The organism is Clostridium sp. CM042, assembly GCF_055080995.1.
In genome coordinates this window covers 2,112,650-2,127,396 of sequence record NZ_CM143646.1, presented here as the reverse complement: position 1 = coordinate 2,127,396, position 14,747 = coordinate 2,112,650, and the positions used below count along the sequence as shown (strand labels likewise).

The window sequence follows — 14,747 nt, the reverse complement described above, 5'->3', positions numbered from 1 at the left end:
ATTTAAATTATTTTACTGATTTTAAATTGTAAATATAATCATCTACCATGTTTCGTATTTTTGTAACTCTTCCCCCATAAACAATATGAATTGTATTTGGATCAGGAATAATTATCCCATTTGGTTTTGTCTTTTTTATTAAATCCTTATTTATTTTCGAACCATCCATTAACTCAACACGCAAACGTGAAATGCAGTTATCTACTTCCACAATATTGTCAAGACCGCCTAAGCCTTCAATAATATTACGTGCTGAAATTTTATCATCACCCTTTAACGCTTCTCCAGTTCCCGTTTCTTCTTCAGAATCTTCAAAGTCAGATTCACTTCTTCCAATTGTCATTACGTTGAATTTAGAGATAATAAAGCTAAATGAGAAATAATACATTGCAAAGAAAATCGGACCTAAAAACAAGTAAATAACCCATTTCGTTTGTGCACCTTGTAATACTCCGAAAACAAACCAGTCAATGATTCCACCCTGAATATTTCCAATAGCAGCATGAAACATGGCAGGCACTAAAAATGAAAGACCTGCAAAAACAGAATTCACAATCCATAAGATAGGAGAAATAAATATGAATGTAAATTCAATCGGTTCTGTAATTCCTGTTAAAATAGCCGCAGTTAAACCAGCTAAAAAGAATTTAATCACTTTGTCTCGTTTCTCTGGAAGAGATTTACGGTAAATAGCATATACTACAGCTGGCATTCCAAATGCCATGTGTAAGATTTTACCTTGTGCTAAATACTGTGTTGCATTTGTTGAAAACTGTAAATTGTTATCTAGTTGATAAAGATAAATCTGCATTGCACCAACTAAATTATTCCCATCGATGGTTTCTATCCCACCTAATGCCGTAAAACGGAAGGTTTGGTTTAAAATATGATGTAATCCTGTAGGATTGATGATCTTTTCTGTAAACCCATAAAGAAAAACTCCAAATAATCCTGCTTCACTGATAAGCTTTCCTGTGGAAATAATTGCTGCATTAATCGCTGGCCAAACAAATGCTAGTATCATACCCACAATTACCATGATAAGTGCTGAGATAATTGGAACAAATCGCTTACCACTATAAAATGATAAGGCTGGATGTAATTCCGTTTTTCTGAATTTATTATGGATTAGCACTCCCATAAGACCAGCTATAATACCGCCAATCACATTCATGTTATAGACAAATATTCCAAGCATATTTGTAAATAATGAATTCTTCAAGATTGCATCCACTTGACTCATTGATTTATTCGCCGTTAAATATTCAACAGTTGTTGTTAATGGTGTAAGTCCTTGTATGCTTAAAATATAACTTATACCAACAAGCATTGCAATATAGCCAACAACTGCAGAAAACACTGCAACTTCTTTATCACGTTTTACCATTCCTAGTGGGATTGCCATAGCAAACAATAAAGGAAGTTGTGCAAATGGTAGTCCGGATACTTTACGGATAAGTCCTAAAAAGATTTGTAATGGCTCATTTCCTAAAAATGGTACCGATTTAATAATGTTTGGATTCTGAAGCGCTGCAGCCAGCCCCAAAAATATTGCCATAAAGGACAATAAAGAAATTGGAAATAATAATGACTTTCCAAAGCTTTGAAAATTCTTCTTAAAATTTGACATTAATAGCCCCCTAATATTTAGTTTAAATTTTAAATCTATATTTTTAATTAGTTATAACTAAAAGAATTCTATTTTTTAATTATAATGTTTAAAATTTCTTGTGGTTTAATAGTGTAGGTTGTTATCTTCTCTAATTTGTTTTCTGTTGGAGTTGCTAAGTAAGTTTCTTCTGTGAAAACAAGTGAAACATTCTCATCCTTAGGGTTAAACATCCGTATAAAAAGATCATTTGTTTGTTCTGTAAGCTTTAGTGCAGATACAACACATCCATTTAAATCCAAATTTAAACTTGTATTAATATTGGTTGTAAATCTAGGTACATTAACATTAAAACGATTAAATTCCTTTAATTGATACCCCATAATAGGAGTTAAAAATTCTTTTCCTTCAAAAGCTTTATTAACCTTTGGCTTATGGAAAGTAAATGCTAAGTTAAATGTAAATTTTTGATTTTGAAGTTGATTATCTGGTGTTTCAATTTCAATGCCTGAAGGTCTTCCTGGCCGATTTATAAGTTCACGTTTTCCAAGGTGGGAAAAGCATCTAAATAGTGTAATATAAATGTTTTTATCGTAAACCTCATATTCTTTTAATCCACAGGCAAAAATAGTTCCTTGCTTATCTTCATTTTCTAAAGAAATATAGGATTGAAAAGTTTCAATAGAAACAGGTTTTTCCACCCATTTTTCCTCTTTCCAAACTGAAAGTTCTTTATGGTTATACACAGGCTTTTTAACAACAGATAAATGAGAATCTACCTGGACTGTATCGGAAACAATCTCTGTATTAAATACCAATCGATACCTGGCATCCATGGCCATATTGGTATGCCTTATTTGCACATAACCTTTTGCATCTCCTTTATATAAGGTTATGTTAACTTCAAAACATACCTCTGTGGTAAGCGTGCCTTCTGCTCTTTCCTTAAGGTCATTTGGTACAATATAATTAAGCTTATATTTGAGTACTTCTAAATTACTACCTTTAATGGTAGTAATATTTGTAATATTAACATTTTGATGATTTATAAGTATATCTTTGTGTGGCGGCGAATAATCATAACTATCACCTGCATCCCCACTATTCTCAATGGAAATTACATTTTGTACAACTTGACCGGTAGATTTATTTTTCAATGATATTGTATTTTCCTGAACTAGCAGTTTATAAAATTCATTTTCAATGGATTCATCATTGTTTATATTTATCTGCTTATTCCCCTCAAGGTCTTTATAACTTAAATAGCGAATACTAAGCCCATCTATTGCATCTATTTTTACTTTTACTTTATTTTTATAGACTTTTATATCCAATAAGCGAGCAGCCACTTGACGATCAATAAGTCCAGCATCAACCAATTCTTGTTCTAATAACACATATTCAATATGATTACTTGCTTCATCTAGGATCTCGAAATTACTTGAACGCGTAATCAATTCAATTTCTACAAATTGATCTTTTCTTAAATGCGGTAAAAAGTTGTAAATTGTAATGGTTTTTTCATCTTGATTCTTATTTCCTAAAGAGATTAACCTCATATACAACTCAATTTGTGTATCCACGGCCTCTTTCACATTTAGTAATCTTTTCTTAATATCTTGATTTACATAATCTGAATTACAACCGCCTATACTATCATGAGCATGAGCACCAAACATCTGTTTATAACATTTAGCGAACAGTGCATGAGGGTAGTCTAATTTTAAATGCGATGCTAAAACTGCTAAAGGTTCTAAAATATTGTACATTTTATATTCAATTTCAGTATTAAGTAGCTTAATATCCATCCTTGTAGAATTGATGGTTCGATGAATTCGTGCATGCTTGCTGTGGATAAGCTCTCCTTCTACAACTTCAAGATTACAATCCCTTAAAGAATCCACGTAACTCTCAAAATCACTAACGCTTATATTATCGTCGGAATACATTTTTTTTAAGTGTTTTATAATAAGATGTATATCTTTTTGGATAGGCATCTGATCGTGACCATTCATAACAAGCCTGGCATTACCTGCACTGTAGTTATCTAGTACCCCTAGAATTTTCCCCGTACGCTGCTTCAAAGCATCATAATCAGACTCTAAATATTTGGCTCCTTGATAACCAGTGGCAAGATTAATTCCATAAATTCTACTTCCATCAATTCCTTCCCAAATAAAGTCTGATTTTGGGGCCATTAATTCACTAAACCCTCGCCAAAAGACTGTACTTTCAATACCAAACTGTTTGTAAATTTGTGGCATCTGACTGGAATGCCCAAAAGTGTCTGGCGCATACCCAACTTTCATCACGTCTCCATATTTAAGTGCGGTTTTAATCCCATAATATAAATTACGAATTATTGATTCTCCATGGACAATAAGTAAATCTGTTTGGGTGTACCATGGTCCAGTGCGAAGCTGTTTTGACTGTACTACCGCCCTCAACCGATCTTCCCATTCTGGTGCCACCTCCAAAAAATCATCTATCATGACACTTTGACCGTCTAATATATATATAATATCTTCATGTTCCTCTAAAAACTGAATTACTTCCTGGAAATGGTTTCTGAGTAGCACCTGTGTTTCATCTTTTGTAAAATACCATTCACGATCCCAATGCGTATGCATAAGTATCTTTATATCTCTTTTCATTGTGACCCTCCTAACTGCGTTGTAACTCTTTACATTTTCATTATACGAGGTTTTATTACCTTGTTATCTCCAAGTTTACGGATAATTATACATAAAATCGTGCAAAAAAAAACATAGTAGCGGTTCTACTATGTGAAAAGACTACAATTTATTTTTTTATAATACCTTGGCTATTTGATCAATAAGCTCATTTACCATAATAATCATATGAATTTGTTGTTCCCTAGAAATACCATCTAGTTTATCCATATTAACTTCATGGTAAAAAACACCATCACTAATTTGAGCAAGGCTACTATCTTTTTTAGTAATTGATACCAGCTGCATATTGTAACTCTTAGCTTTCCTTGCTATTTGATTTATCCTAAGAGTTTCCCCAGAGCTTGAAAAAATAACAATTACATAATCCTTAAATTGATCAAGCATTTTTATTTCGCTAACCAATACTGTAGGAATTCCGAGGTATAATAGCTGTCTTTGAAAATATTTAGCTGAGATTTCTGATCCTCCAAGACCATAAATCAATAATTTCACATAACTCCCTTTGAAATATTTAATAATATCTTTTGCACTTTCGAAATTTATTTTTTCTAGAAAAAATTCTGTTTTATTAATACGCTCTTGACTGTGAGTTCCGATAAATGATAAATCTTCTTTAATTGCATACTTCAGTTCACTATAACCATTAAACCCTAAAGTTTTGCATGCACGATTAATGGTCGCTTGCGATGTAAAACTTTTCTCACTTAGTTCTATAACTGACAACCGAGGGATAGAATTAAAATGTTTTTCTAAATAGTCAAATACTGCCTCTTCACTTTTAGAAATTTTATTAATAAACCTACGCTCTTTCAATTTATGAATCACTCTATACTGCAAAGCTCTCCTCCTCTAATCTTCCACCCACCTGGTTCGTGCTCTTTCTTGTTAAAATGGAAGATTCTCATCACTTATTTCATTATTTTCAACTAATCCATTTTCAAAAGCCTGCTCACATGTTATACCAAAAGGAACCCCAATAAAAGTATATCATACTATACTCAAACATCGCACATGTATAAGGTACTTTTTATGACATTGTTCATTATGCAATTTTAAGAGAATATTGGATTAATCTGACACAAGTTCAAAACTTATAAATGGAAATTACAAACTAAGAAGTTGTTTCGTATCTTTCTAATTTTACTTCATAACAGCCACAAAATAGTAGTTCCGATTTTGATTTATAGTTCATCAAGAATGGAAAATGCTGTCTTGTGGCTGTTTTTTTACATGAATGGGTGCCATACCCCAACATGCTGTACCACTTGTACTACTTTTACGAATGTAAGGTTTTGATTATACGACTCAAATATATTTGAAATTAAAAGCGCCAATTACTTGTTGGTTTTATTTATTGGATATATATTTAATATTTTCATTTTTGGGAATAGATAGATTCAAAAATTTTAATGTATTTTTATTTATATACACTTCTGTTTCTTCTGAGATTTTAACTGGCATATTGGATATGTCCTTACCCTTTAGTACGTCCGCTGCCATGTTTCCTGCTTCATATCCTAGCTTATAATAATTAATTCCTACAGTAGCTAATGCGCCAGATTCCACTGAGCCTTTTTCAGATGCTATAACAGGTATTTTTGCCTCCAATGTGTTTTTTACTATTATAGGCATGGATGACACTATTAACTGATCAGTTGGTGCATATAAAACATCTATTTTTTTCAGCAAGCTACTTATGGCGCTATTAACCTCATTAGTATTTGTTACTCCGCAAGTAATAACTTCATATCCTTTAGCGACTTTTTTTAGTTCATTTACTTGTACTTCCGAATTCACTTCACTTGTATTATATAAAACTCCTATTCTTTTGGCATTAGGCATCAATTCCTTTATTAACGCCAATTGTTTTTCCACTGGCAAATAATCTGAAGTGCCTGAAACATTGGTTCCTGGCTTATTTAAAGACCTTACTATTCCAGCCTGTACAGGATCAGTAACAGCCGTACTTATTATGGGAATTTTTTTTGTAGCATTATATGCCCCTTGGGCTGAAGGGGTAGCGATTGCATAAATTAAATCTTTCTTTTCAGCTGTAAATTTTTTACCGATAATTTGAGCTGTAGTTATATCTCCTTGGGCATTTTGATAATCAATCTTTATATTGTCTCCATCCTTATACCCCTTCTCCTCTAAGGCTTTTATAAATCCCTCTCTGCTTTGATCTAGTGCAGTATATTCTACTATTTGACTTATACCGATATTTATAACTTTCTCCTTTTTATCTATTTTTGCACAACCTGTTAACATACATGTAATTATTACTGCGATAGCTACAATTTTTTTCATAATAATCTCTCCTTTATACTGCATATTCAAATTTTTTCAATATGTTTTCTATTGTTAATTTTTTCTTCTCAGCTTGGTTTAAATCTAAAAGAACTTCACCCTTGTGTAGCATTATTAGTCTAGTACCATACGCAAGTGCATCCTTTAAATTATGAGTTATCATTATTGTAGTAATATTTTTTTCTTTTACAATCTTTTGAGTTAACTCCATTATCTCATTAGATGTCTTCGGATCTAATGCTGCAGTATGTTCATCTAGTAGCAATAACTTAGGAGTAGATAAACCTGCCATTATTAATGATAACGCTTGCCGTTGACCCCCTGATAAATACTTTACCTCCACATCTAAAAGTTTTTTTAAATCTAATGATACCCCATTTAAAAGCTCTTCCAATTCATTAGTTTTATATCTAAGACAATATTTCAAATTAATTAATTTCCCCTTATTCAAAGCCAGAGATAAGTTTTCTCTAACGGTCATGGTTGGACATGTTCCTAATGACGGGTTTTGAAAAACTCTACTTATAATTTTTGTTCTTTTATGTTCAGGCATTTTAGTCAAATCATTTCCTTCAAGAAAAATATTACCTGATGTTTCTTTAACTAATCCAGAAATTATATTTAATAATGTGGACTTACCCGTTCCATTACTACCAATTATTATTATAAATTCCCCTTGTTTAACATCTAAATTAATGTGCTTAAATAACACGTTTTCGCCTAAATATGAATTATAAAAACTTTTTGATAAATCTTGTATTTTTAACATCTAAAAGCCCCCTTACCGTTTTGGTTGTTTCACTTTTATTTCTAGCCCCAATTGTTATAAATAAAATTATTACAAAAGATGTGACCATTTTTAAATCCATAGGTGTAAGTCCAATATTCATAGCTAAATATATGGTGATTTGGTAAATTAGAGTTCCCATAATCACACTACTTGTCTGTTTTATAAACTTTCCATTTCTAATAATAGATGATCCAATTATTATAGAAGCTATACCTAAAACTAATGTACCTATACCCATAGATATATCTGAAAACCCTTGATATTGGGCCATCATACCTCCAGAAAAAGCTACAAGTCCATTAGATATCATAAGTCCAAATATCTTTATTTTTCCTATTTCTACTCCAAGTGATTTAATCATTTGTGGGTTATCTCCAACCCCTTTTAATGAATATCCCAATCCCGTTTTTAAAAACATATCAATGATAATTTTAAATATTACAACAAAAATTAAAGCTACAATTAAAGGGTTAAAATCGAAAAATATATTTGTATCACTAAAAATAGGAATGTTTGCTTTTCCCATAATTCGTAAATTTACAGAATATAAAATCCCCATTACTAAGATACCTGAAAGTAAATTTGATATTTTAAATTTAACATGGAGTATTCCTGTTAGTAACCCTGCTATACAGCCTGCAACTAGCGTAAGCACTGAACCTAAAATAGGAGAAATTCCACTTTTTAAGGTTACAGCTATTATTGCTGCTCCCAAGGAAAAAGTTCCATCAACTGATAAATCTGGGAAGTCTAAAATTTTATAACTTATATACACCCCCAATACCATGATTGATAAAATTAAACCTTGTACTAATACACCTACTACAACTTCCATTAAAAAACCTCCTTCTAAAATTTAGGTAAGATATTTAAAATACAAAAAAAAGTCACATGGAAATCCATGTGACTTAGGATAATAAACAAAAAAAGCCACATAGATAATCTATGCGGCTTTTTTCATATAACTAATGAAAAACTTACAATCATAGCCAACATAGATACAAATCATTTGATGCAAGCATCAATGGACCTGTACCTATGTTTAATTTCCAGGTACAAATCCTATCTAAATTGGCTAGTAAAGACAAATTGTATTTTTTGATTTAATAAGTTTTTCATAACTAATCTCTCCTTAAAAAAATATTATATTTACAATACCACAGTTTCTCTAAATAATCAAGCTATAGTTTATAAATTCAAAATCACATAAATAAAAGCACTTATATAATAAGTGCTTTTGTTATTCCCCATCTATACAGCTATTTGATACCTAAGTAGTGAAATAATTATTTTTGTGAATTCAAGAAATTCTTTTTATATTGTATTATAAAAATTAATACTACTTATATTGAGGTTCTTGTTTTTGAATATATTGCTGTCTTCCCTTTAGAGTATCCATTGCAGAGTCAAGTTGTTCTGCAATTTGTGTAAAATCATTTTTTGCTTGTTGATCCTCTGTTTCTAGAGAAAAAGTCTTCATTGTAGCAGAAGCGCTTTGCATTCCTGCAATTGCTTGTTGCATTTGAGTTCCTACAGTCATAGTGTTCACCTCCCTTCAAGTATATTTAGCCTTTAGGTTTAAATATTATTGCAGCAATAAAGCCAAAGGTTATCGCAGCACAAATTCCTGAGCCTGCTACCTTGAAAATACCAGTAAATATGCCTATAAATCCTGTTTCCTGCGCATCAATTAGGGCCCCTGTTACAAGAGTATTCCCAAAGCTGCTTATAGGTACAAATGCACCTGCACCTGCAAGCTTTACTAAAGGGTCATATAAACCTAGTCCTCCTAAAATTGCTCCAATTACGACTAATGTGCAGGTAGTATGTGCAGGAGTAATTTTAAAAATATCCATTATAAGCTGCCCAATAACACAAATTAAACCACCTATTACAAATGCAAAAATAAACTTATTCATAATTAAACTCACACCTCTTTTTTACATTTCTATAGAAACTGCATGAGCAATGCAAGGTATGCTTTCCTTTTGCTGATAGGATATGGGAGACATTAAAGCACCAGTTGCAACAATTAATATTCTCTTTAATTCCCCTTTTCGCATACGGTTAAGAAAATGTCCATAAGTTACAGTAGCAGAACAACCGCAGCCACTACCACCAGAAAAAACTGGTTGATCTTTTTTATATATTAAAAGTCCACAGTCTGTAAATATATCTGGTGGCATTTCTATACCGTGTTTTTTTAATAAACTAATAGCAAGCTCATGTCCTACCTTTCCTAAATCACCAGTAGCAATAAGGTCATAATAGGAGGCATCAATATTTAAATCTCTAAAATGTGCTTCAATGGTATCTACAGCCGCTGGGGCCATAGCCGCTCCCATGTTAAATGGATCTGAAATCCCCATATCAATTACTCTCCCTATTGTAGAAGAAGTAATCTTAGGACCAATTCCTTCTCCGCCAAGTACTGCGGCTCCAGCCCCAGTTACTGTCCATTGAGCTGTAGGTGGTTTTTGTCCACCATACTCTGTAGGATATCTATATTGTTTTTCTGCAGCAGCATTATGGCTACTTGCAGATGTTATAACAAATTTAGCTGCCTTACTTTCTATCAATTGAGCAGCCATAGCTAAGCCTTCCATGGAACTTGAACAAGCACTAAAAATTCCTAAAAAAGGTATCCCTAAAGTTCGTGCAGTAAAACTACTAGATGTAATCTGATTCATCAAGTCTCCACTTATAAAAAAATTAATATCTTCATTTTTTATATTTGATTTTTTTATTGCTCTTGCGCAAGCGTGTTCAAGAAGAATTTTTTCTGCCTTTTCATAGCTATTCTGTCCAACCCATAAATCTTCATGAATTATATCAAAGTCATCAGCTAAAGCACCATTACCTTCAAAAGGACCACCAACTGCTGCAGAACCTAATATTATAGGTTTAGAGTTGAAAATCCATGATTGATGTCCTTTTATCACCTACATCGCCCCCAACCATATTATTGTAAATTTTATCGTAGCAACCACAAAAGCAGAAAAAACTCCATAAACAATAATCGCTCCAGCAAGCCTGAACATATTTCCAGCTACCCCAAGTACATATCCTTCACTTCTATGCTCAATTGCAGCAGAAGCTATAGAGTTAGCAAAACCTGTAATTGGAACGGCAGACCCAGCTCCAGCCCATTGACCAAGATGGTCGTAAATTCCAAGCCCAGTAAGTAACGCTGCAACAAAGATTAAAACGACTAATGTCGGACCAACCGCTGTTTTTTCATTAAAATTATAGTAAGTAATAAAGAATAACTGTAAGCATTGACCAATGGTGCATATGATGCCACCTACTAGAAATGCTTTAATACAATTTTTCACAATAGGTCTTTTAGGTTCTATACTTTTTACTAATTCATCATATTGTAGTTGAGTTGGAGTTAGTTTTTTCTTTTTCATATTGGACATTATTTCACCTTCTAACGTAATAAATATGGTTCTAGTTTTTCCAAGATTTCTTCTAGATTTTCAGCATTTTTTGAGTACATAGCTTTTGATTCTTCATTTTCTGTTTCTAAAGCAAAGGATATAAGGTCTGCCTGACTTTTTTGAATACTAGCATATAGCATTTCTTTAATCTGTGATTTTGGTACTTGTATCAAATCATCGAAAAGATCCAGATATAAATCTCCGGAAGAATCTACTTGGCCAATAAAAACATTCTCAAGTGCTACTCCTTTGTTTTCTAACTCAGTTTTAAGCCAACTTTTATTAAGTCCAATATTAGTAAGACCCTCATTTAACATAGTTCCATCTAAAATAATTGTCTGTGGTTCAGTCTTAGATGCAACTTTTGTTCCTAAATCATATGAAGTAACAGGTTTTTTATCAGCTTTTAAACTAACATTAATATCTCCAGTTGTTTCCATAACAGCAAATTCAACATCGGCTAAATTAAATGCTTTTTGGGAACGCATTTCTTGCATAAATTCTTGACCGGTCATTCTTTCTTTAGCTAAATTATCTTCCATAACTTTACCATTTTTAATTAATACTCTTTCCTTACCATTTATTATGTTGTAAATCCATTTACTTTTCATTGAGGCATAATCTAAAATAATAGGGATTAATACCCAAACAACTAGTGCTGTTAGTCCAAAGTAAATGTTAGCAATGATACCTACTGAAATTAAAGTAACTATAAGAGCAATAACTACATAAGAAATAAAATCAAAAGGAGTAACCTTAGATAAGTTTCCTTTTTTCATAAATCTTGTTAAAATCAATGTTACAAAAAATAAAATTATTGAGTTGAATAATATTATCAACCAATTATTCATCATTTCACCTCACTTAGTCACCTTTGTATTGGGGCTCTTCAAACTCAATAGAGCCTACTTTTTCTTCTAAAGTTATTTTTATTTTACTTATTTGTTCAAATGCCTCAGTATAAATAGTCCTAGCTTCTTTATCGCGTTCCTGCAATGAATATAATCTTAAAGTAGCTTCAGAGCCCTTTAAAGCTGCTAATGTTTGTTTTACCTTAGAACCAACAGTCATATGAATCTCCTTTATATTTTTTAAATTTGTCTTACCTAGTTTAACTAATATACTTAAATTTAATTCATTTAATTTAAAATAAAATGTGCAATGACTCAGAAAAATGATAAAGAATGCTTAGAATTATTAATTATCCCAAACTACGCCTTTTGATTTTCACATAAATTTGTAGCCGTTATAACATATAAATAATGAATTTGGATAAAATAGGCGGGTATTGATGTTGAAATAATATTTTTTATTTGAAAATTATTGTTATATTTTTAAAACCCATATCTGATAGAATACCTTGTAAAAGTAATTTGGTATTAGCGTTAGCTGCGTCTAAAAATCCTGTCTTTATTAAAGCAGCTTCAACTTTAACTTTTTCAACACTGATTTCATTTATCATATCTTGCATACTAAGCTTGTTAAACATTGAGGATTTTTCATCATAAATGAATAAGTCTTTACTATCTATTACATGATCTAAGATTTTAGCTTTTTTTAAGGTTATAGTAATGCTCTCATTAGTGACAAGAATATCTAAATCTTTTAAATCTACTCCGGCTTTAATATAGCCATTGTATTTTATCAAAAAGGATTTCTCAGTAAATGGAATAGAGTAATCCTTCAATTTTTTATTATTTTTTAGAGATATTATGTTTGAATAATTGTACATTAATGTGGAAAGTTCTGAAATTTTGGACAATCTTTCGGAGATAACGGTAGAAGTTGTGATGTTATCATTGTTAAATTTGATTATAATCGAATAAACCATTATTGCCCCGATTATTAAAATTAAAAAAATAAGTTTATTTTTGCGATTTAGGGGGTTACAGGCTGATTTTAAATTCATATTAATACAACTCCTTACAATATATGGTAAAGATTAAAAAAATTTAAAATAAGTAAAAAACAAGTACAGTTATTGTATTATATGGTATTTAAGCATAGGTTTAATACTAAAAATATAGAAAGAATTAATAATTTTAATTAAAAGGGAAACTTATTAAAGTACTTGGATGTACCATAATTCTATGCAAACGGTTGCATTAATCTGAAAAATTATGTATAATGATTTAAAAGATACAGTTATAATAAATGCAAAAAAATAACCAATAAAAAATTAAATTTAATAATTGTTTAGTGTTAAAAAGTATAGGAGGGAAAATTAATGGATATTAACAATCTTCCAAGAGTTGCTTATTTTTGTATGGAGTATGGACTACAATCAGACTTTAAAACTTATGCAGGTGGACTAGGAATACTTGCAGGTGACCATTTAAAAGGAGCTAAAGATTTAAATCTACCACTAGTGGGAATAGGGCTCAAGTGGAAACAAGGATATACTGAGCAACTTGTAGATGAAAATGGAAAAGTATACGATACATATCATAATTATAATTATGATTTTTTAGAGGATACTGGGGTAAAAGTAACTGTTAAAATCAGAAATTTAGATGTAGTGTGTAAGGTTTGGAAATTAGAGGAATTTGGGAATAACCCAATATACCTTTTAGATACTGATATACCGGAAAATGGTGACAATTGGATAACAGGACAGTTGTATGGGTGGTTTGGAGAAGAAAGAATTGCTCAAGAAATGGTATTGGGCATTGGGGGAGTAAAAGCTTTAAGAGCAATGGATATTCCTATAGATGTATACCATTTCAATGAAGGGCATGCAGCACTTGCGGCTACAGAACTTATTAAAGAAAAAATGCAATCAGGATATAGCTTTGAGGAGTCTTGGAGTAAAACTCGTGAAGAAGTAGTATTTACAACTCACACTCCAATAGTGGAAGGCAATGAATCTCATGATGTTTCCAAATTAGAGTACATGGGAGCATTTAATGGATTAACTAGGCAGCAAATGATTAGATTTGGTGGAGAACCATTTAATATGACAATAGCAGGACTTAGACTTTCGAGAAAGGCTAATGCCGTAGCTCATCTTCACATGGAAACTGCAAATAAAATGTGGAAAACTGTTGCTGGAAGGCCATCTATTATTGGTATAACTAATGGAATTCATAAACCTACTTGGGTAGATGATCGAATCACTAAGGCGTATGAAGATAATGGGGACTTATGGAGTACTCATATAACTGTTAAAAAGGAATTAATAGCATTTATTAAAGAAAGAACGGCAATAACGCTTGATTCGGATAAGTTACTTATTGGATTTGCAAGAAGAGCTGCACCGTATAAGAGAAGCGATTTGATATTTACTGATGAAGAAATTATTTCTCCGCTGCTCCAAAGTGGAAAAGTTCAAATCGTATTCTCAGGAAAAGCTCATCCCCTTGATGATATAGGAAAAGAAATAGTAGCAAAACTTGTAAGAATGATGAAGAAGTATCCAAATAGTGTAGTATTTTTAGAAAATTATGATATGAATATAGGAAGGATGCTAACTAGAGGTTCAGATGTTTGGTTAAATAATCCAAGAAGACCTTTAGAAGCTAGCGGAACTTCGGGAATGAAAGCTGCGATGAATGGTGTACTTAACTGCTCTATTCTAGATGGGTGGTGGCCGGAAGCTTGCAAGGACGGTGTAAATGGATGGCAGTTTGGAGATGCAGTGGGTCTTGATGATTTATCAGAAGTAGAATTAGATAAACATGATACAGAAGCTCTTTATGATACTTTAATAAATAGAGTTATGACTACCTATTATGATAATAGAGAAAAGTGGATAGAGATGATGAAAGAAAGTATTAAAACTACAAGCTATGAATTTTCAGTAGAGAGAATGTTAGACGAATACTATAACAAGATGTATATAAAATAAGATATAAAAACAACTTCAAAACTATGGTTTTGAAGTTGTTTTTGTTGTGAAAATT

14 protein-coding genes are annotated in these 14,747 nt (G+C 31.7%); 1 reads left to right on the top strand and 13 read right to left on the bottom strand.

The features are described from left to right. Positions 1–7: 7 nt before the first annotated feature. From ACWJJ7_RS10025 to ACWJJ7_RS09965, 13 genes are all read right to left on the bottom strand, one after another. On the bottom strand, positions 8–1,630 hold the full coding sequence (locus ACWJJ7_RS10025; RefSeq protein WP_462962010.1) for a PTS transporter subunit EIIC: 1,623 nt from the start codon (positions 1,628–1,630) through the stop codon (positions 8–10). 68 nt (positions 1,631–1,698) lie between these two features. Continuing rightward, entirely contained in the window at positions 1,699–4,263 is a 2,565-nt protein-coding gene (locus tag ACWJJ7_RS10020; protein ID WP_462962009.1) for a glycoside hydrolase family 38 N-terminal domain-containing protein, read from the bottom strand. 156 nt (positions 4,264–4,419) lie between these two features. Further along, a complete protein-coding gene (locus ACWJJ7_RS10015) occupies positions 4,420–5,142 on the bottom strand; it encodes a MurR/RpiR family transcriptional regulator (protein ID WP_462962008.1) in 723 nt (240 codons plus the stop codon). Positions 5,143–5,652: 510 nt separating this feature from the next. After that, on the bottom strand, positions 5,653–6,612 hold the full coding sequence (locus ACWJJ7_RS10010) for an ABC transporter substrate-binding protein (RefSeq protein ID WP_462962007.1): 960 nt from the start codon (positions 6,610–6,612) through the stop codon (positions 5,653–5,655). Between the two features lie 13 nt (positions 6,613–6,625). Then, positions 6,626–7,381, bottom strand: a complete 756-nt coding sequence (locus ACWJJ7_RS10005) for an ABC transporter ATP-binding protein (RefSeq protein WP_462962006.1) — start codon at positions 7,379–7,381, stop codon at positions 6,626–6,628. Continuing rightward, complete coding sequence (locus ACWJJ7_RS10000) at positions 7,344–8,237, bottom strand: ABC transporter permease (protein ID WP_462962005.1); 894 nt, start codon at positions 8,235–8,237, stop codon at positions 7,344–7,346. Before ACWJJ7_RS10000 ends, ACWJJ7_RS10005 begins: the two co-directional genes overlap by 38 nt. 504 nt (positions 8,238–8,741) lie before the next feature. Then, positions 8,742–8,942: a DUF1657 domain-containing protein gene (locus tag ACWJJ7_RS09995; protein WP_462962004.1), complete on the bottom strand. Its 201-nt coding sequence runs from the start codon at positions 8,940–8,942 to the stop codon at positions 8,742–8,744. A gap of 25 nt (positions 8,943–8,967) precedes the next feature. Beyond that, a complete protein-coding gene (spoVAE, locus tag ACWJJ7_RS09990) occupies positions 8,968–9,321 on the bottom strand; it encodes a stage V sporulation protein AE (RefSeq protein WP_462962003.1) in 354 nt (117 codons plus the stop codon). Between the two features lie 21 nt (positions 9,322–9,342). After that, positions 9,343–10,344: a stage V sporulation protein AD gene (spoVAD, locus tag ACWJJ7_RS09985; protein WP_462962002.1), complete on the bottom strand. Its 1,002-nt coding sequence runs from the start codon at positions 10,342–10,344 to the stop codon at positions 9,343–9,345. Then, positions 10,345–10,824 carry a stage V sporulation protein AC gene (gene spoVAC, locus ACWJJ7_RS09980; protein WP_462962001.1) on the bottom strand — a complete coding sequence of 160 codons (480 nt, stop codon included), beginning with the start codon at positions 10,822–10,824 and terminating at the stop codon, positions 10,345–10,347. Positions 10,825–10,835: 11 nt separating this feature from the next. Next, positions 10,836–11,696, bottom strand: coding sequence for a DUF421 domain-containing protein (locus tag ACWJJ7_RS09975; RefSeq protein WP_462962000.1), 861 nt, complete (start codon positions 11,694–11,696; stop codon positions 10,836–10,838). Positions 11,697–11,709: 13 nt separating this feature from the next. Continuing rightward, the gene (locus ACWJJ7_RS09970) at positions 11,710–11,916 is read right to left on the bottom strand and encodes a DUF1657 domain-containing protein (protein ID WP_462961999.1); all 207 of its coding nucleotides are present in this window, start codon (positions 11,914–11,916) and stop codon (positions 11,710–11,712) included. Positions 11,917–12,154: 238 nt separating this feature from the next. After that, the gene (locus tag ACWJJ7_RS09965) at positions 12,155–12,754 is read right to left on the bottom strand and encodes a DUF4230 domain-containing protein (RefSeq protein ID WP_462961998.1); all 600 of its coding nucleotides are present in this window, start codon (positions 12,752–12,754) and stop codon (positions 12,155–12,157) included. 318 nt (positions 12,755–13,072) lie between these two features. Between ACWJJ7_RS09965 and glgP the strand changes: the two genes are divergently transcribed. Beyond that, positions 13,073–14,692 carry an alpha-glucan family phosphorylase gene (gene glgP, locus ACWJJ7_RS09960; protein ID WP_462961997.1) on the top strand — a complete coding sequence of 540 codons (1,620 nt, stop codon included), beginning with the start codon at positions 13,073–13,075 and terminating at the stop codon, positions 14,690–14,692. Positions 14,693–14,747: the final 55 nt, after the last annotated feature.